Annotated in this window: 16 protein-coding genes and 1 pseudogene; 15 read left to right on the top strand and 2 right to left on the bottom strand. The window is 40.4% G+C overall.

Features of this window, described 5'->3' with window-relative positions; all coding sequences use genetic code 11:
- Positions 1–29 precede the first annotated feature (29 nt).
- The 15 genes from LI951_RS04575 (at position 30) to deoD (ending at position 17,340) form a co-directional block, all read left to right on the top strand.
- Positions 30–227 carry a S26 family signal peptidase gene (locus LI951_RS04575; protein ID WP_229441415.1) on the top strand — a complete coding sequence of 66 codons (198 nt, stop codon included), beginning with the start codon at positions 30–32 and terminating at the stop codon, positions 225–227.
- A gap of 255 nt (positions 228–482) precedes the next feature.
- Positions 483–1,199, top strand: a complete 717-nt coding sequence (lepB, locus tag LI951_RS04570) for a signal peptidase I (protein ID WP_229441414.1) — start codon at positions 483–485, stop codon at positions 1,197–1,199.
- Positions 1,200–1,219: 20 nt separating this feature from the next.
- The gene (locus LI951_RS04565) at positions 1,220–3,868 is read left to right on the top strand and encodes a YfhO family protein (RefSeq protein ID WP_229441413.1); all 2,649 of its coding nucleotides are present in this window, start codon (positions 1,220–1,222) and stop codon (positions 3,866–3,868) included.
- Between the two features lie 252 nt (positions 3,869–4,120).
- Entirely contained in the window at positions 4,121–4,246 is a 126-nt protein-coding gene (locus LI951_RS15075) for a hypothetical protein (protein ID WP_267491699.1), read from the top strand.
- 827 nt (positions 4,247–5,073) lie between these two features.
- Entirely contained in the window at positions 5,074–6,090 is a 1,017-nt protein-coding gene (locus LI951_RS04560; RefSeq protein ID WP_229441412.1) for a LacI family DNA-binding transcriptional regulator, read from the top strand.
- 133 nt (positions 6,091–6,223) lie between these two features.
- A complete protein-coding gene (locus tag LI951_RS04555; protein WP_229441411.1) occupies positions 6,224–7,525 on the top strand; it encodes a pyrimidine-nucleoside phosphorylase in 1,302 nt (433 codons plus the stop codon).
- Positions 7,526–7,553: 28 nt separating this feature from the next.
- Positions 7,554–8,216, top strand: coding sequence for a deoxyribose-phosphate aldolase (deoC, locus tag LI951_RS04550; RefSeq protein WP_202068224.1), 663 nt, complete (start codon positions 7,554–7,556; stop codon positions 8,214–8,216).
- Positions 8,217–8,267: 51 nt separating this feature from the next.
- A complete protein-coding gene (locus tag LI951_RS04545; protein ID WP_202068223.1) occupies positions 8,268–8,663 on the top strand; it encodes a cytidine deaminase in 396 nt (131 codons plus the stop codon).
- A gap of 86 nt (positions 8,664–8,749) precedes the next feature.
- Positions 8,750–9,859: a BMP family lipoprotein gene (locus tag LI951_RS04540; protein WP_202068222.1), complete on the top strand. Its 1,110-nt coding sequence runs from the start codon at positions 8,750–8,752 to the stop codon at positions 9,857–9,859.
- A 412-nt stretch (positions 9,860–10,271) separates the two neighbouring features.
- Positions 10,272–11,813: an ABC transporter ATP-binding protein gene (locus tag LI951_RS04535; protein WP_229441514.1), complete on the top strand. Its 1,542-nt coding sequence runs from the start codon at positions 10,272–10,274 to the stop codon at positions 11,811–11,813.
- Positions 11,806–12,942: an ABC transporter permease gene (locus LI951_RS04530; RefSeq protein WP_236671922.1), complete on the top strand. Its 1,137-nt coding sequence runs from the start codon at positions 11,806–11,808 to the stop codon at positions 12,940–12,942. The genes LI951_RS04535 and LI951_RS04530 overlap by 8 nt, the downstream gene beginning before the upstream one ends.
- Positions 12,942–13,904: an ABC transporter permease gene (locus tag LI951_RS04525; protein ID WP_229441410.1), complete on the top strand. Its 963-nt coding sequence runs from the start codon at positions 12,942–12,944 to the stop codon at positions 13,902–13,904. Before LI951_RS04530 ends, LI951_RS04525 begins: the two co-directional genes overlap by 1 nt.
- 650 nt (positions 13,905–14,554) lie before the next feature.
- The gene (deoB, locus tag LI951_RS04520; protein ID WP_229441409.1) at positions 14,555–15,721 is read left to right on the top strand and encodes a phosphopentomutase; all 1,167 of its coding nucleotides are present in this window, start codon (positions 14,555–14,557) and stop codon (positions 15,719–15,721) included.
- Between the two features lie 10 nt (positions 15,722–15,731).
- Positions 15,732–16,550, top strand: a complete 819-nt coding sequence (locus tag LI951_RS04515; RefSeq protein ID WP_202068215.1) for a purine-nucleoside phosphorylase — start codon at positions 15,732–15,734, stop codon at positions 16,548–16,550.
- 82 nt (positions 16,551–16,632) lie between these two features.
- Positions 16,633–17,340 carry a purine-nucleoside phosphorylase gene (deoD, locus tag LI951_RS04510; RefSeq protein ID WP_229441408.1) on the top strand — a complete coding sequence of 236 codons (708 nt, stop codon included), beginning with the start codon at positions 16,633–16,635 and terminating at the stop codon, positions 17,338–17,340.
- 73 nt (positions 17,341–17,413) lie between these two features.
- Here the strand turns inward: deoD and LI951_RS04505 are convergent, their stop codons facing one another.
- Together LI951_RS04505 and LI951_RS15365 are read right to left on the bottom strand one after the other, a co-directional pair.
- Positions 17,414–18,373, bottom strand: coding sequence for an iron-hydroxamate ABC transporter substrate-binding protein (locus LI951_RS04505; RefSeq protein WP_229441407.1), 960 nt, complete (start codon positions 18,371–18,373; stop codon positions 17,414–17,416).
- Between the two features lie 728 nt (positions 18,374–19,101).
- A pseudogene (locus tag LI951_RS15365) lies at positions 19,102–19,319 on the bottom strand (IS5/IS1182 family transposase); the annotation flags it as partial.

Raw genomic sequence — 19,319 nt, 5'->3', positions numbered from 1 at the left:
ATTTACTCTGTCGAAAGTTAGCAGGGGGGATGTCACTGGAGCTGGAAGAGGGGGATTGGGTCTTTGTCAGTAAAGTAAGTAAAATCAATCGCTTCCCACTGATATATTTTAAGGTACCGAATCATAAGGAAGCAATTTCTATAAGCAGTGTAATTGGTCTTCCAGAAGAAAGAAACAGTTTCGTTCAGAGTGAACTGCTGGGGAATAGTAAATTAAAACCAGAATGATTTTTGACTGAATCATTGGTGGAAGCAAGAGATGGGAACTGTCATCTGACTGAAAACATTTCAATGAAAGGTATTCCGGGCAGCAGCTCAAATAGAATACCAGAAGAAAAATATTTTGTTTTAGGGAATAATTGATTTTTTGGGGCAGACAGCTGTTACTGCAGATTGGTAGATGCGAAAGATATTATTGGAGTGGGGAAGATGAAGCTATTTCTTCTTCATGAGATGAGAGGACTATAAATTAAGGAGTTTTTTATGGAGACATCACAAAGAAAAAAAGCTGGGGCTTCTGATCGATTTCATAGAAAACGGGTAAAAAAAGAGATATCTGTAAAAAATCAGCTGATTAGAAAAAAACGTAAAATGAGGACTCAAAAAGAAACTGCAAAGCAAAAAGAATATCGAATATGGAGACAGTGGTTAAGTAAGGGGTATGGCATACTTGAAAATATTCTTTTTATTTTGTTTGTATGTCTGTGTCTCTATTCTCTGATGAATTTTCGTTCTCATTTTGTCAGCGGACAATCTATGGAGCCGACGCTTCAAAATGGCGACAGGCTTCTGACACATAAAGGGAAAGCAATACACCGTTATGATATTGTCACTTTTGATCAGGAGACAGAAGACAGCTCTTATGTGAAACGAGTAATCGGTATGCCGGGAGATAAAGTCTGCTTGAATAAGGGCCGTTTATATCTGGTCGAAAACCTGTTTTCTGCTGTAGATCTGGAAGAATTAATACATAGCGGTCAATTGCCGGACAGCACAATTGTACTGCAGATAGATTCAGAAGCACTGTGCGAGCAACTGAAGGAAATAAAAGAAATTCCTCAGGATCATTATTTTGTTTTAGGGGATAATCGGAACCGTTCAACAGATAGCCGGACGCTTGGTTTTATAAAAGCAGAGCAGATTGAGGGAGTAGTGGATATTCGCTACTTTCCATTTAATAAGGCTGGCTTTATTCATTAATAAAAGAAATGAGGCTGAAGATGAAAAAAAATATACATACATTTTTTAAAAATGAAGGGTGCTTTTTTTCGTTAAGTATTGTGCTCCCAATTCTTGTTATGATCATTGTCTACGCGAAAATCGGTGTTTATCCCGGCAGTGAGCATCGAACCATTCTTGCCAGTGATTCATTTTCGCAATATGCCAATTTTTTTGCCAGCTTAAATAATACGTTAAGAGGCGAGCAAAGTATCTTTTACACGTGGAACAGCTCGTTGGGTCTGAATTACTGGTCTTTTATCTCCTATTATCTGGGAGGGATATTTAGTCCGCTGGTCATCTTTTTTAATAATTTACAGATGCCGGATTTTTTGTATTATCTAACTCTGTTAAAAATCGGCTGTATCGGCGGTGCTTTCTGGCTTTATGCTTATCGTACATTTAAGATTCCTCGCTGGGGACAACTGATAATGAGTTTTTCCTATGCACTGATGTCTTTTACTGTTGCATATTCGGAAATAGTTATGTGGCAGGATTCCCTGATGTATCTTCCGCTGATTATTTTAGGCATTAATCGACTGATGGATCGAAAACAACCGATTCTTTTATTTATCAGTTATTTTCTACTGTTTGTTTCTAATTTTTACATGGCTTTTATTGTAGGCGTTTTTTCTTTCCTCTATTATTGGGTACGTCTTTTTACAGAAAAAAAACAATATTTATCAAGTATTCCAATGTATTTGATTACCTCATTGCTGGCTGGCGGAGCTTCAATGATTATCATTTTGCCTACCATTGCAGATTTAAGCAATAATGGAGAATCATTTAGTGAAATCGCTCAATTAAAAACAAAATATACTGGATTATTTGATGTGGTTATTAAGAATATGGTAGGGGTTTATGACAGTACGAAACTAGTTTCCACTCCCTATATTTACGTCGGCTTGATTGCATTGGTGTTCAGTTTGTTCTTCTTTCTGACAAAAAAAATAAACTGGCAAAAGAAGCTGAGCTATGGTCTGCTTCTACTGTTTATTTTCACTAGTTTCTATCTTGAACCACTTAATTTGATGTGGCAGGGAATGCATACGCCGAATATGTTTAATTTCCGATTCAGCTTTGTTTTCTCTTTTTTATTGCTGACATTGGCAGGCTATGGCTGGGAAAAGTTTGAAAAGGAAGAGTTTGATCTGCTGGCAACTATTGTTGTCGGGCTGATTACTGCGTATATAATAACAAAGCTTGTAACAGATCGAGGGGACTACGATTATATCAATCCTTGGAGTCTCCTTTTTACTTTAGGATTATTGCTGATTTATTTATTCTTGTTCTTCTTTATGAAAAAGCAAAGCAAAGTAAAAAAGTGGTTAAGTATTTTATTTGTCCTTTTTGCTTGCAGTGAAGCCATGTTTAACAGCTATGTGCTGATCAGCGGTATTCTTTACGAATGGCATTACCCCAGCAGAAAATATTATGCGGAACCTTACGAAGATATTAAAACACTGGTAGATAAGACAAAAGAAGAAGCAGAAGGCTTTTATCGTATGGAAAACCTTAATCCTGTTTCTGCGAATGATGCCTTTAACTATGGATACAGTGGTGTGAATATGTTTTCTTCTATTAGAAACAGACATTCTTCTTATTTTCTGAATGCATTGGGCTACCGGTCAACTGGTACCAATTTGAACATAAGGTATGCAAATAACACGCTGATTATGGATGCACTGGTTGGCATTAAGTATAATTTAGCTCAAGAAGATAATTTGAAGTTTGGTTACTCAAAGATTGCGGAACAAGGTGAATTTAGTTTATATGAAAATAATTATGCATTGCCTTTGGGGATGTTGACGGATGCAGGGATTTACGAAAAAGGAGCTGTTGAAACCCAGGTATCCTTATTGAATCATTTGGCAGCTTTAGATGAAGTCTATTTTTCCTTTGATGAAATAAACTTGACAGATTCAGAAAATGTTACGATTGAAACAAACAAAATCAACAAAACGGATATAGTGACCTATACTCCGAACGATATTGAAGAGCCTGTAGTATTGGAATGGGAAGTGGACGTACCGGCGGGAAAACAGGGCTACGTAAGTATTTATCCAGTAGATTATAAGACGTTTGCCGCACCGGTTATTGAGTTTGATGTTGAGGGAACAGCTTATCAAAGTTCTGTAGTTGAAACCGGACAATACTATTCTCTGGGCTATTATGAAGAAGCAAAAACGGTTAAAGTAAAAATGACTATTACAAATTTGGAAAAAAATGAAGTCTATGTAAATGACAGCAAATTTACTATTGTTAAGCCAGAGGCGGCGTTTTTAGATGTAAATAAGTTTGTAAGTGCTGTTGAAAATATTCAGAAAAAAGCTGTCGATTTTGAAGTTTCCGGCAGAAAAGCAACAGCTGAAGTTGACTTATCGGAAAATCAGGTGATTTTTACTACTATTCCCTATGATAAAGGCTGGAAAGCATATATCGATGGTGAGGAGGCTGAAATTCCAATTTTCAAACAGGCATTGCTGACTTTACCGGTAGAGGCAGGAAAGCATACAATTGAATTTGTCTTCCTTCCGCAGGGATTTGTAGCAGGTACTGTGTTGTTTATTCTGTGTACGGGGAGCTTCATTTTTTATATCTGGCTGCTTCGAAAAAATTCTAATGATCCTTTTTACACTATGACAAAATAATGAAGCAGAAAAAACAGGGTGTATCTGAAAATTATGGAGGAAACCGAATTTTTCAGATACGCCCTAGTAGTTGGTAAACGGTTAAGGTTTGATAGTTACCAGTTAGAAAAAATGAGGTTGTGATAGAAGTGTTCTGTCTCAAGAACCAAGTAGGTAACATCGTCAACTTAAGAGAAACTCCGAAAAAAAGTTGGAGTTTCTCTTTTCTTTTCTCCCAAAATCTTTTACAGTAAAAGAAAAGGGGTGATTTGCATGGCTGTTCCCTATCACAAGCGATTTGATCTGACTGCCCGCTTACTCGGTTTTTCTCAGTTCCATTCCATTGTACTATTCCCTGATTCGCCGAACAGTTTTACCGGAATCGAAAATTCCCTTTAAAAGAGGTCATTTATTCATTTCTTTTCAAACGTGACCTTACCGCAACGATGGAAGTTTACCACTATTTAAAACGAAAGGGGGCCTCTGACATGACACTATCTAAACAAGCCTTTCTTTCACAACGAAAGAAAGTGAATCCCGAAGCATTTCCATTCCAGATAAACCAGACCATTCTTGTGGAGAATCTTCAGTAGCTAGAACCGTCCCCCTGGTAACAAAGCTGCTAAAATTGTTGTTAAACTCACCAACCCAATTGTCTTCCTAAAAAACTTGTTCATAATAACACCCTACCTTTCAAATTATTGAATTTACAATACTACATAACTGTTGTTTCGCAAACGTTTTCTTTTGTTTTTTTACTTAAGTCTGTAAAGTCCTTTTTTTAGTCTTGAATATACATGTTAAGTGCAACAGTTGATCATAAAAAAAGCCCCATAGCTAAAATCCAGTTAAAATAGGCTTGTCTAGAACACTTTCAGAATCAGTTTTAAGTATGTTGGGACTTCGAGTCCGTGTAAAGGGAAGTAGAATCGAACTGTTTTAGTGAAGGTCTTTCAATAAAAATAGAATATTCGTCTTTTGACTTAAATATGTTTCCAGGATTCTGAAAATTTTCAGTAAATTTCACAAATGTTGAGAGGTATCTAACGGTCGATTACTAAGGTGTTGTTTGCTTTTTTTCAGAAAATGAAATGAAAAAATGCTGTTATTTTTATTATGATAAATTTTTTATTTTTCTGTATTTATCCGAACATTTTTGGTAAAATGACTTTGTTCAATTCAGTATTTTTGAAAATGTATGGGATTTTATAGGGAGCTAATCGAGGATGAAATTAACCATTAGGGAAGTAGCTGAACTGGCAGGTGTTTCAGTCACCACAGTTTCTCAGATACTTAATAATAAAGGCAGCCGATTTAGCAAAGAAACAAGAGAAAAAGTCCTGGAAATTGTTGAAAAGCATCAATACAAACCAGATTTTTTTGCATCGAACATCATTACACGCCATTCCAAAACAATCGGAATGATTGTACCTGATGTGACTGATTTTTTCTTTTCGAAAATTATTGAAGGAGTTGAAACCTATCTCAACTCACTTGGTTATATGATTCTTCTTTGTAACTCCAAGCACAGTGAGGAAGAGGAAACGAAATATGTAAGCGAACTGCTTCATCGGTCGGTAGATGGTATTATTTTGGCAACACCAAATATTTTACCGGAAGACCATGTTCTGCATCGTCACCTGCAGTCTTCATTTCCGGTGGTGCTTATAGATAGGGGAATCAACACACGGGATCAGGGGCAGCTTCTGATTGAGGAGTACGAAGGTGCCTGCCAGGCAATGGAATCATTAATAGCAAAAGGGCACCGTCATATTGGGATGCTGAAGGAAAGCCAGGGCTACTACAAGCTGACAGAACGAGTGACAGCATATAGAGACACCTTGGAAAAGCATGAGATTGCAATCACGGAGGCCTACATTCAAAGCGGGGAACTCACCTTGAAGGGCGGCTATCAGGCAGCTAAAGAAGTGTTAAAAAACAAAGAGATTACAGCAATTTTTTGTGGTAACGATGAGATGGCTATCGGTGCGTATCAGGCTGTATTTGAAAAGGGACTGCGAATTCCGGAAGATATTTCGATCATTGGATTTGACGGACTGGAAATATCCAAATATCTGACACCGACTTTGACAACTGTCTATCAGCCCGCATTTGATATTGGTTATTTTGCTGCGAAATTTTTGGTTGATGCCATCCATGGCGAAGGGGAAAAGATGCCCAATAAGATATTTGAAGCCACCTTTATTGAAAGAAACAGTACAAAAGAAATTGACAATGCGTAGAAAAAAAGGTAAAGTTCGTTTTAGAAGCGCTTTCTTTTTCTGCTGATTGGATTTAGTAAACTGGTTTACCAAACATCCATCAGCAGAGTTTTTTAGTGCATAATACAACATTGGGGATTCGGAGGAAATAATCATGAGAATGGTCGATTTGATCGAAAAGAAGCGTGATGGAGGAAAGCTGAATAAAGAAGAAATTCAGTTTATTATTGACGGATATACAAAAGGAGATATTCCCGATTATCAGATCAGTGCATTTTTGATGACGGTTTTTTATCAGGACATGACAGATGAAGAAATAACAGAGATGACTCTGGCAATGGCGCATTCAGGTGAAACCATTGATCTGTCCGGCATAAAGGGAATTAAAGTGGATAAGCATTCAACAGGCGGTGTGGGAGATACCACCACACTGATTTTAGCTCCTTTAGTAGCAAGTGTCGGTGTCAGTGTAGCTAAAATGTCCGGCAGAGGACTGGGCTATACCGGCGGAACGATCGATAAGCTGGAAGCTATACCGGGGTTTCAGGTGGAATTACCGGATGAACGTTTTATTCAGCTGGTGAATGAAAGTCATGTAGCAGTAATTGGTCAATCAGGAGAATTGGCTCCGGCGGATAAAAAGCTCTATGCTTTACGTGATGTGACTGCCACAGTCAGCTCCATTCCATTGATTGCCAGCTCCATTATGAGCAAGAAAATTGCTGCGGGGGCAGATGCTATTGTGCTGGATGTCACGACTGGTGAGGGCGCATTCATGAAAAATCTGGATGAAGCGCGTCGTCTTGCTGAAACAATGGTTCGCATTGGCAAACTGGCCAACAGAAATACGATGGCAGTGATTTCAGATATGTCTCAGCCATTAGGCGAAGCGATTGGAAACAGTCTGGAAATTGTTGAAGCGATTGAAACACTGCAAGGGAACGGTCCGGAAGATTTAGTGGAAATGTGCTATGCATTAGGCAGTCAAATGGTCGTACTTGCTGAAAAAGCAGCGACATTGGAAGAAGCACGCGGGCTTTTGGAAGAAGCCTTGAAATCTGGTGCTGCGTTGGCTAAATTCAAAGAAATGATTCGCAATCAGGGCGGCGACGAGACAATCGTTGATGATCCTGAATGCTTGCTTACAGCAAAATACCAGATTGATTTACCTGCAAAAAAAACAGGCGTTGTCCAGCGAATTGTTGCAAATGAGATCGGGATTGCGGCCATGCTTTTGGGTGCAGGAAGGGCAACAAAGGAAGATGCGATTGATTATGCAGTAGGAATTAAGCTGCATAAGAAAGTTGGTATGCCGGTTTCTGAAGGAGAATCCTTACTGACGATTTATTCAAATAAAGAAGAAATCGGGAATATCAAAGAAATGCTTTATAAAAATATTGAAATCGGGGATTCAGGCGAGGAACCTGTTCTGATTCATGATATAATTACTCTGTAAAATATTAAAGAAAAGGGAAGTGTCAAATGTGGGAATAAATCGAATGATCGATCACACAATCTTGAAAGCCAATGCTTCAGAAGAAGATGTGTTGAGAATAATTGAAGAAGCAAAAAAATATGAGTTTTTCTCTGTCTGTGTGAATCCTTTCTGGGCAGCTTTGGCGAATGAAAAGCTGGCAGGGACAAACGTTTCTACTTGTACAGTGATCGGATTTCCTTTAGGAGCTAATACTTCGGAAGTGAAAGCATATGAAACAAGAGATGCGATTGCCAATGGTGCAGATGAAGTGGATATGGTGATAAATGTTGGTGCACTGAAATCGAAGCATTATAAAAAAGTGTTGAAGGATATTCAGGCAGTTGTTCAGGCGGCAGCCGATAAAGCACTGGTAAAAGTAATTATCGAAACAGCACTGCTTACAGATGAAGAAAAAGTAAAGGCCTGTGAGCTGGCAAAAGAAGCAGGTGCAGATTTTGTTAAAACATCTACAGGATTTTCAACAGGCGGAGCAACAGTAGAAGATGTGAAGCTGATGCGGGAAACTGTGGGACCGGACATGGGAGTGAAAGCGTCAGGCGGTATCCACAATAAAGAAGAAGCTCAGGCAATGATTGATGCAGGTGCAACAAGAATCGGAACGAGTGCCGGCGTATCTATTATGGAAGGTGCTACAGGGACTGGTTACTGATATATTGACTGATTTTAAAACAAATGAAATGAACAGGAAAGTGGGAAACTCATGACTGTGAAACCAGAATGGCTTGCTGTTGCAGAAGATGCATTGGATAAGGCTTATGTTCCTTATTCACATTTTCCGGTCGGCGCCTGTCTTGTAACTGAAGACGACGAGATCTATCAAGGTGTTAATATTGAGAACGCATCTTATGGCTTGACGAATTGTGCAGAACGTACAGCTATATTTAAAGCTGTTTCAGAAGGAAAGCGCAAATTTAAACATTTGGTTGTGGCAGGACATACGCCAAGACCTATTTCTCCCTGCGGTGCTTGTCGTCAAGTTATTGCAGAGTTTTGTGATCCTGATATGCCGGTAACTCTGGTCGGTGATAAGGGTGTATCAAAAGAAACAACGGTAGCTGAACTGCTGCCATATGCATTTACAGAAGACGACATGTAGAATTTCTAGCGTTATTACATCAGTTTCATTCAGTCATCCTGGCTGTTGGAAATATAAAACTATTTTATTTAGGGGGCTTTACAGAAATGAAAAAAGCAAAATTATTTGGTCTAGGTGTAGTTGCGGCTGCTTTAACAGTTGCGTTAGCGGCATGCGGCGGAAACGGCGGAACTACGGATTCAACAGACGGCGGCTCAGCAGGCGGTTCGACAGATGCTGAACACAGTGTAGTCATTGTAACAGATATCGGCGGCGTGGATGACAGATCCTTTAACCAATCTGCGTGGGAAGGATTGCAGGAATGGGGTAAAGAAAATGGCTTGTCAAAAGGCGCAGGTGGTTATGATTACATCCAGTCAAATGATGCTTCTGAGTATGTAACAAATATTGATACAGCTGTATCCAATGGTTTCAATACAATATTTGGTATTGGTTATCTGCTTGCTGATTCTATCAGTGCTGCTGCAGATCAAAATCCTGATACTCAATTCGGTATTATTGACAGTGTAATTGAAGGAAAAGACAATGTTGTTTCTGCAACATTTAAAGATCACGAAGCCTCTTATCTAGCAGGTGTTGCTGCAGCGAATACAACATTAACAGATAAAGTTGGATTTATCGGCGGTGAAGAAGGGGTTGTAATTGATCGCTTTGAAGCTGGTTTCCGTCAGGGCGTTGCAGATGCGGCAGAGGAATTAGGCAAAGACATCACAGTAGATGTTAAATATGCTGCTTCATTTGGCGACCCTGCAAAAGGTAAATCACTTGCAGCTGCAATGTACCAAAGTGGTGTCGACATCATCTTCCACGCTTCAGGCGGTACAGGTGCCGGAGTCTTCCAGGAAGCAAAAGATTTAAACGAAACGGGCGACCAGGACAAAGTATGGGTTATCGGTGTTGATAGTGATCAGGAAGCTGAAGGGAAATTCACAACTAAAGATGGAAAAGAAGACAACTTTACATTGACTTCTACTCTTAAAGGAGTGGGTACGGCAGTGAAAGATATTTCTAATCTTGCTTTAGAAGACAAATTCCCTGGCGGCGAACATAAAGTATATGGTTTGAAAGACGGCGGAGTTGATTTGACAGAGGGCTTCTTAAGTGAAGATGCTCTAAAAGCTGTTGATACTGCGAAAGAAAAAATCATTGCTGAAGAAGTCACTGTTCCGGAAGTTCCAGAAGATGTAAAAGACTAAACAACTAGTTGAACTGGAAGGCTGAGATATTAATTACAAACAGCAGTATCTCAGTCTCTGCTTTTGAAACAAAGAAGAAGCGGGAGAACTTCCTGTTTTGGACAGAAAGAATCTTTCGCTTTGACTTTGTTCAATAAATGTTCCGGTTTCTAAGAAAGCAGGATAGATAAACTAGTTTACCTGGGAAGCTTCGAGAGCTTCTTTACTGGTACTATAAGGCATAAACTAACCTGTTTTCTTAAAAGTCACACAACAGATTTTGTCTCTCGGCTTTTAAGCATGATTCCCCGGGCTTTGCGTTACATGACTGTTATGAATTGGCAGTTAATTTGAAATTTAGTATATTACTGCTTGGTACAAGTGAAAAAAATATTAGGATGTGAAAAACGTGGCTGAAAACTATGTCATTGAGATGCGCAACATTACAAAACAATTCGGCACATTCAAAGCGAATGACAACATCAATCTGCAGGTGAAACCCGGAGAAATCCACGCATTACTGGGAGAAAACGGAGCAGGTAAATCGACACTGATGAATGTTTTATCAGGACTTTTGGAACCGACATCAGGTGAAATCTACATAGACGGGAAAAAAGTAGATATTAATGGTCCTACAGCAGCAAACCGGTTGGGAATAGGAATGGTCCATCAGCATTTTATGCTGGTTGACGCCTTTACAGTTACCGAGAATATCATACTCGGTAATGAACCGGCTAAAGGCGGCGTTCTTGATCGTAAAAAAGCGGTTGAAGAGATCAAAAAAGTATCAGAAAGATATGGTCTGGATGTGAATCCCAATGCCTATATCAGAGATGTTTCTGTTGGTATGCAGCAAAGAGTGGAAATTCTGAAAACTCTTTACCGCGGAGCGAATATTTTAATTTTTGATGAACCGACAGCTGTACTGACACCTCAGGAAATTGATGAGCTGATTGATATTATGCACGGATTGGTAAAAGAAGGTAAATCAATCATTTTGATTACGCATAAACTGGATGAAATCAAAAAGGTAGCCGATCGCTGTACCGTTATTCGCAGAGGGAAAAGTATTGATACTGTAGATATTAAAGATGTTTCCTCTCAACAGCTGGCTGACATGATGGTAGGTCGTTCTGTGTCATTTAAGACAGAAAAAGAACCGGCAAAGCCTTCGGAAACAGTACTTTTAATTAATAATCTGGTAGTAAAAGAAAGTCGCGGACTTGAAGCTGTGAAGGGATTGAGTCTGGATGTTCGTGCCGGTGAAGTGGTCGGGATTGCTGGAATTGACGGAAACGGACAGTCTGAATTGATTCAGGCTCTGACAGGACTGAGAAAGATTGAAAGCGGCACGATTGAATTAAATGGAAAATCCATTGTAAATCAAAAGCCTCGCCAGATCACAGAAGCGGGTGTTGGGCATGTGCCTGAAGACCGTCATAAATATGGATTGGTTCTGGAAATGACACTGGCAGAGAATATTGCACTGCAGACGTACTATCAAAAACCTTTAAGTAAAAATGGCGTGCTGAATTACAATAAGATTGATGAGTATGCGCGTAAGCTGATTGAAGAATATGACGTACGGACAACGAACGAACTGGTTCCGGCAAAAGCTTTATCTGGTGGAAATCAGCAAAAAGCAATTATTGCCAGAGAAGTGGATCGCAATCCGGATCTGCTGATTGTTTCACAGCCGACACGGGGTCTGGATGTCGGAGCAATTGAGTACATTCATAAACGTTTGATTGAACAACGCAACCAGAATAAGGCTGTTTTAGTTGTCAGCTTTGAGCTGGATGAAATTCTTAATGTTTCAGACCGTATTGCTGTTATTCATGCCGGCAAGATTGTGGGAATTGTTGATCCGAAAGAGACTTCGGAAAATGAACTGGGACTTTTGATGGCAGGCTATTCACTGGAAGAAGCCCGTCGAGAGCTAAACACTGTGGAAGCAGGTGATTCTGTTGAATGATAAATCAGAAAAATTAAGAAATATTATGGTTCCCATCCTCTCAGTTGTTATGGGGTTTGTACTTGGAGCAATTATTATGTTGATTTTCGGCTATTCTCCTGTTAAAGGATATGCTGCAATGTTTACAACTGTTTTTGGACAGGGACCTAAAAATATCGGGGAAATCTTTGTAACAGCCGGTCCGCTTATCTTTACGGCGTTAGGATTTTCTGTTGCCAATTCAGCCGGTTTCTTTAATATCGGACTTTCCGGACAGGCACTTTGCGGCTGGGTTGCAAGTATTTGGGTGGCTTTGTCTATGCCGGATACATCAAGAATCATCGTATTGCCGCTGGCTATTTTAGCCGGAGCACTGGCGGGAGCTGCAGCTGCAGCTATTCCTGGGATTCTCCGGGCCTATTTTGGAACGAGTGAGGTCATCGTAACAATTATGATGAACTATGTCTTGCTTTACGCAAGTACGCATATTGTGAACAATGTGATGTCATCGGACGTGATGAGTAATAAAGGCGTAACGAAGATGGTTGGAGCGAATGCAACTCTTAGAAATTCGTTTTTGACTGAAATGAGTAATGGCTCACGGTTGAATTTAGGGATTCTTCTGGCTCTGATTTTCCTTGTCCTTGTTTGGTTCTTAATGAAGAAAACAACGGCTGGCTTTGAAATCCGTTCAGTTGGGTTGAATCCATTTGCTTCTGAATATGCTGGGATGAGCAGTAAACGGACGATTATTCTTTCCATGATTATTTCCGGGACACTGGCTGGTCTTGGTGGTGTGGTTCAGGGGCTGGGGACATTCCAAAATTTCTTTGTCCAAGGCTCTTCTCTGAGTATTGGATTTGATGGGATGGCGGTGTCTCTGCTGGGAGCCGGCAGTTCGATCGGAATTCTGTTGTCTGCCTTGCTGTTTAGTATTCTGAAGCTCGGCGGACAGGGAATGCCGCTTAGAGCCGGAGTACCTACTGAATTAGTAGATGTAGTTATTGCGTCAATTATATTCTTTGTGGGAATCAATTATCTGATTCGTTTCTTTATGGCGAAAACAACCGGAGGGAAAAAAGAACTGGCTGTTGTTCAGGAGATAGAAACAACAGGGAATAATGAGAGTCAAGAAGGAGGAGAAATCTAATGGATGCAGCGTTAATGTCAACAATTCAAACGATTATCAATCAGACATTATTTTATTCCACTCCTTTGATTTTAACTGCATTGGGCGGAACTTTCTCAGAACGAAGCGGGATTGTAAATGTGGGTTTGGAAGGTATTATGGTTATGGGGGCATTTAGTTCAGTGGTGTTCAACTTAACTTTTGCTGAAACATTTGGAAGCCTTACGCCTTGGCTGGCCTGTCTGGTCGGCGGAGCTGTGGGTCTGCTGTTCTCGCTGCTTCATGCTGTGGCGACTGTCAATTTGCGTGCGGATCACATTATTAGCGGAACGGTTATTAATTTGATGGCACCTGCACTGGCGATTTTCCTTGTTAAAGTTATTTATGGAAAAGGTCAGACAGACACAATTGCTAAATCATTTGGTTATTTTGCATTTCCAATTTTAAAAGATATTCCGATTATCGGAGATCTATTCTTTAAACGAACATTTCTACCTGCCTACTTTGCGGTCGGCATTGCAGTGATTGCCTGGTTTGTTATCTTTAAAACACGCTTCGGTCTGCGACTGCGTTCTGTTGGTGAAAATCCTCAGGCAGCAGATACACTGGGAATTAATGTATATATGATGCGCTATTCCGGTGTAATGCTTTCCGGCTTTTTAGGCGGTATGGGCGGAGCAATTTTTGCACAGTCTATCGCCGGACGTTTTGCGGCAACAACGATTGCCGGTCAGGGCTTCATCGCCATGGCTGCCATGATTTTCGGTAAATGGAATCCGCTTGGTGCGATGGGAGCAGCTTTATTCTTTGGCTTTGCTCAGAATCTGAGTATCGCCGGAGCCAGCATTCCTTTGATTTCCAAAATACCGGATGTTTATTTGCAGTCAGCGCCATACGTACTGACAGTGATTGTACTGGTACTTTTCTTAGGAAAAGCATCAGGACCGAAAGCGAACGGACAGAATTATATTAAATCAAAATAACAGAGACGATTGTACAACAGGGCGGGACTATGGGAACATTTCTTTAGTCTTGCCTTTTTTTGTAGAAATGAGTACTGTAAAAGAAAGATCGGAAGCAGGAAAAACAGCAGCTTCTTAACAGAGTATCAGTTTAAGTGCTTCTGCCGCTGAGGTCTGGACAAAAGCGATCAGCTCCAAGAATTAAGAAGGACTATCCGAAAATTGTCAAGGAACACGATTCATAAAATGAAGAGCTGTGAATGGATACACTACTCTACGCTGTGCTTCGATCACGTCAACTTCTAGATATAAAACATACGAGAGTTGGCAGGCTTCACTAGGATTGCTTCAGCAGAGTAGATGAAGTCCTGTTACCTGCTCGGTGAAGGACCTGAAGCTCTTCATATTTTCAGGATCGTTCGGTTTAATTCTAAAGGAGTTGCTCCTGCGGTTACTCGTCGCAAAAAGAATTTTTGCTTTTATACCGCTGTTTATTCGGGGTTAGATACGAAGAGAGTTTGGAACTTTGTTCTGTCCCACTCTCCTTGTTAAATGAGTGAAACCAAGAGTCAGTTATTTTTTTATTGGGACAAAGGGCATGGCGAAAGCAGGCGATATATTTCGTCATCCTTTTATATATCTAAACAAAACTGGAAGAAAGAAGGATGGTTATGTTTAAACGTGTACATTTAGTAGTAATGGATTCTGTAGGCATCGGAGAAGCACCTGATGCGGATAAATTTGGTGATGTCGGCAGCAACACCCTAGGTCATATTGCAAAAGAAGCTGGGCTGACAATTCCTAATCTGGAGAAGCTGGGCTTGGGGACTATTGCCCCGCTTCATAATGTAGCTGCTGAGAAAAATCATCTTGGCTATGCAACAAAACTGGAAGAAGTCTCTGTCGGCAAAGACACGATGACCGGTCACTGGGAAATTATGGGACTGAACATACAAAAGCCGTTTCGTGTTTTTCCGGAAGGCTTTCCGGAGGAATTACTGAAGCAGATTGAAGAATTTTCCGGCAGAAAAATTGTCTGTAACAAACCTTACAGCGGGACTGCTGTTATTGATGATTACGGTGAGCATCAAATGAAAACAGGTGATTTGATCGTTTATACATCTGCTGACCCTGTTCTCCAGATTGCAGCCCATGAAGAAATTATTCCGCTGGATGAACTGTATCGAATTTGTCAGTATGTTCGGGATATTACGAAAGATGAACCGTATATGATTGGTCGTATTATCGCTCGTCCTTATCTCGGAAGGCCCGGTAACTTTACACGTACAAGCAATCGCCATGATTATGCACTGGATTCATTTGGGCATACAGTGCTGGATTCGCTGAAGGAAGCTGGCAAAGATGTGATTGCAGTTGGGAAAATTAATGATATTTTTAACGGACAGGGGATCACAGAAGCTGTTCGTACGAAGAGCAACATGGATGGTGTGGATCAGCTGTTGAACGTTATGAAAAAGGAGTTTACCGGGTTAAGCTTTACGAATCTTGTCGATTTTGATGCACTGTTTGGTCATCGCAGAGATGTTGTGGGCTATGCACATGCTATTGAAGAGTTCGATCTGCGTATTCCAGAGATTATCGATACTATGCAGGAGGATGATTTACTGATGATTACAGCGGATCATGGAAACGACCCGACATTCCCGGGAACAGATCATACAAGAGAGTATGTACCGTTATTGGTCTACAGTAAAAATATGCAGGGACAGGGAAGTTTGGCTCAAGGACACTATGCAGATATTTCAGCAACTATTGCAGAAAATTTTGATGTTGCACCAACAGAAAACGGCATAAGCTTTTTAAAGGACCTAAAATAGGAGGGAAACTATGACAAAGTTGAACGAGCAATTACAGGAAACAACAGCATTTTTAAAAGAAAAAGGAATTGAGCAAGTTGATTTCGGACTGATTCTTGGTTCCGGCTTGGGAGAACTGGCTGAGGAAATTGAAGAAGCGATTGCAATCCCTTTTTCAGAAGTCCCTCATTTTTCTGTTTCAACAGTAGTCGGTCATGCTGGAAAGCTGGTCTATGGCACACTTTCGGGTAAAAAAGTCTTGGCAATGCAGGGGCGGTTCCACTACTACGAAGGACATTCAATGCAGACTGTCACCTATCCTGTTCGAATGATGGCAGCACTGGGTATCCATTCAATGGTTGTGACGAATGCGGCTGGCGGAGTCAACACAAGCTTTGAACCGGGCAACTTAATGCTGATTACGGATCACATTAACTTCACCGGGGATAATCCGTTAATTGGAGAAAATGAAGAGGAAATGGGACCTCGCTTCCCGGATATGAGTCAGGCGTATACAAAAGAGTATCAGGAAAAAGCGGAGAAAGTTGCTGTTGATCAAGGCTTGGCGCTTAAGAAAGGTGTTTACATGGGTTTCTCTGGACCTACGTATGAAACACCGGCTGAAATTTGCATGGCTCGGACAATTGGAGCAGATGCGGTTGGAATGTCAACAGTTGCTGAAGTGATTGTCGCAGTACACAGTGGTATGAAAGTTTTAGGTATTTCTTGTATTACAAATCTGGCGGCAGGAATGCAAAGTAGTCTGAACCATGCAGAAGTAGTTGAAACAACGGAAAGAGTAAAAGAGCAATTTAAGCAGCTGATTAAAGCAACATTGGAAGAACTGTAAAAAATCTTGGATCACCTGTACTTTATCAAAAGCAGTACAGAGGTGATAGGATTGAAAGAAAGTTAATATGAGGAGGAAACAAATGAGCATCCATATTGAAGCAAAACAGGGAGAAATTGCTGATAAAATTTTACTGCCGGGAGATCCTTTAAGAGCAAAGTATATTGCTGAAACATTTTTGGACAATCCGGTTTGTTACAATCAGGTTCGGGGAATGCTGGGCTATACAGGAACTTATAAGGGAGAGCGTATTTCTGTTCAGGGAACTGGCATGGGGATGCCTTCTGCAACAATCTATGCCCATGAACTGATCAACTCTTATGATGTGAAGAAACTGATTCGTGTTGGAACCTGCGGGGCTCTTTCAACAGATGTTCACGTTCGTGACCTGATTATTGCGCAGGGAGCAGCTACAAGTTCATCCATGATTGCCAAACATTTTCAGCAGTTTCACTTTCCGCCAATCGGCGACTTCGATTTACTGTTGAAAGCCTATAATTTCGCAACTGAAAAAGGCTATAGAACACATGTCGGCAACGTACTTTCTGAGGATTCTTTCTATAAGGATGATACAGCAGAAACGATGAAGCTGGCTGAACTTGGGGTTCTGGGAGTTGAGATGGAAGCAGCTGCACTGTATTATCTGGGTGTGAAATACAAGGTACAGACACTGGCGATCTGTACGGTCAGCGACCATATCATTACTGGTGAAGAAACAACTGCAGAAGAACGTCAGACAACCTTCAATGAGATGATGGAAGTAGGTCTGGAAACGGCGATTGCAGAATAGATTTTTCGAAGCATACAATAAAAGAGCTGAAACAGAATTGCCCGTTTTCTGAGCATTTGTTTCAGCTTTTTCTTTATTCGCCTAATAGTGATGTTTTTACGTCTTCAATGATTTTGGTGTTGGCAATTGGTCCATTATACAACCAGCTGGAATCGCCGCCAAAAGAGAATACTTTATCATTTTTCACTGCATCTAGATTTTTCCAGACACTTTCCTCAAAAAAAGGATCAGATTCGTCACTGTTTATAAGGAAAATATTATCTGCATCCAGTTCTGCCATTTTTTCCAGAGAAACAGCACTCCAGTCTGCTGTTGCATCCTTGGATATTTCTGTTACCAGCTCAGGAACTTTCAAACCAAGATCGCCATAAAGAACAGTACCGCTTGATTTTGTCTCAGCAACCATGAATACCTGATTGTTTGTTACCCATAAAACCGCAGCTGACTGATTATTTGCATTGGCTTGAGTCAATTCTTCTTTTGTATCTGCAGCCAGTGTGTCGTACGTCTCTAAAACTTCTTCCGCCTGCTTTTCTTTATTCAGCACATTGGCAACATCTGTTAACTGGTCCCGCCATGTAACACCCTCACCGTTTTTCACAACATAGGTAGGAGCTGCTTTGTTGTATTCGTCATACTTTCCGCCTTCAACCAGTGGTGAAGAGCTGACCAAGATCAGATCTGGTTCGTATTTTAATATTTCTTCATAAGGCAAATCATAGGAAATTGTCGGAATGCCGTCTAATTCCTCCTGCAGGTAATCCTGAATACTGGCGTTGTTCACTGTCCATTGGGCTACAGGCGTCTCGTCTAAAGCGATAAGATAGTCTTCCAGATAGCTGGCGATAATTCTTTTTGGATTGGCTGGAATCGTTACTTCATTTCCCAAGGTATCCGTCAGAACCCGTTCTTTCGCAGTATTCTCGATTGTCGAGTTGCTTGTTCCGGCATTCTGTGTACCGCATGCGGCTAATAAACCTCCGCTTATCAGTAACGTTAAGCCAAATAGAGCAGATTTATTCAATAAGTTCATTTATTACTCTCCTTAAACATTGTCAATGATGATAACGATTCTCATTATCATTTATATTAAGAAGTTTGCCAATCATTATATTGAAACTTGTCTGAAAATTCTAGTGGCGAATACTTTCGTGGCAGTCATTGTCATAAAGCCTCGCTTATGCACCATACTGTTAACGCTTTTCCAAGTAAACGCGTTTGTATGGAGAATCGAACAAGGTTCTTCAATTCTTAATGGCTCTGACATTTAGAAATTGATGAGATCGAAACGAAGTGTAGTGTAGTGTTGTGTAGTAAGACTCGTAGATACAAGGGTTTTCTACTGATGCAGGAATAGCTAGTAGAATGGCATGCGAACCGACAATCTGATGGATTAGCAATAATTCATTCCAGTATTAAAAGCTTGCTTCTACGCTTCTACGAATGCTCGTCGCATGTCTTTTGATCATATAAGACGGGCTATATGCGGAGTCCTTGAATGGAGGCTAGCTTATCTAGGGGCACTAGCAGGGTGGCATGCAATACTCTGATTGAAATAAATAGCCAAATACTTATGGTTATCACTAAGAGATCGCTAGTATGCGGATGAGAATAGGTCCTATTTTTCCAACCATTGTTTATAGAAAAATGAATATGCCAAAATGAGCTGGCTTTTTTATTTGGTAAATTTAGACCTTCACTAAAATTCTTAAAAAAACCATTTCCCCAATAGTTTTCAGACATGGTCTGGATGTAAAAAAGAAAGAGTCTGGGACAATAGTCCGTCCTCAAAAAGAAAACACGCTCGATTTTGGCAATAATCATCAAAATCGAGCGTGTTCTTTCTTTTTTACGTATCTTCCTCTCCATATATTTTCCCAATTTCCTCAAATTTAGTGCCATTAGTGCCAAGCCAATGTCAATCTTCGCCCCTTGTTTCCCTCGTAAGTGGAAACGATGGAACGCCAATTGAGCCTTTA

Origin of the sequence: Enterococcus sp. BWT-B8 (assembly GCF_020567625.1) — a bacterium.
Lineage (GTDB): Bacteria > Bacillota > Bacilli > Lactobacillales > Enterococcaceae > Enterococcus_L.
The sequence above is the reverse complement of the archived record's forward strand: the minus strand, read 5'-3'. Positions and strand labels throughout refer to the sequence as shown.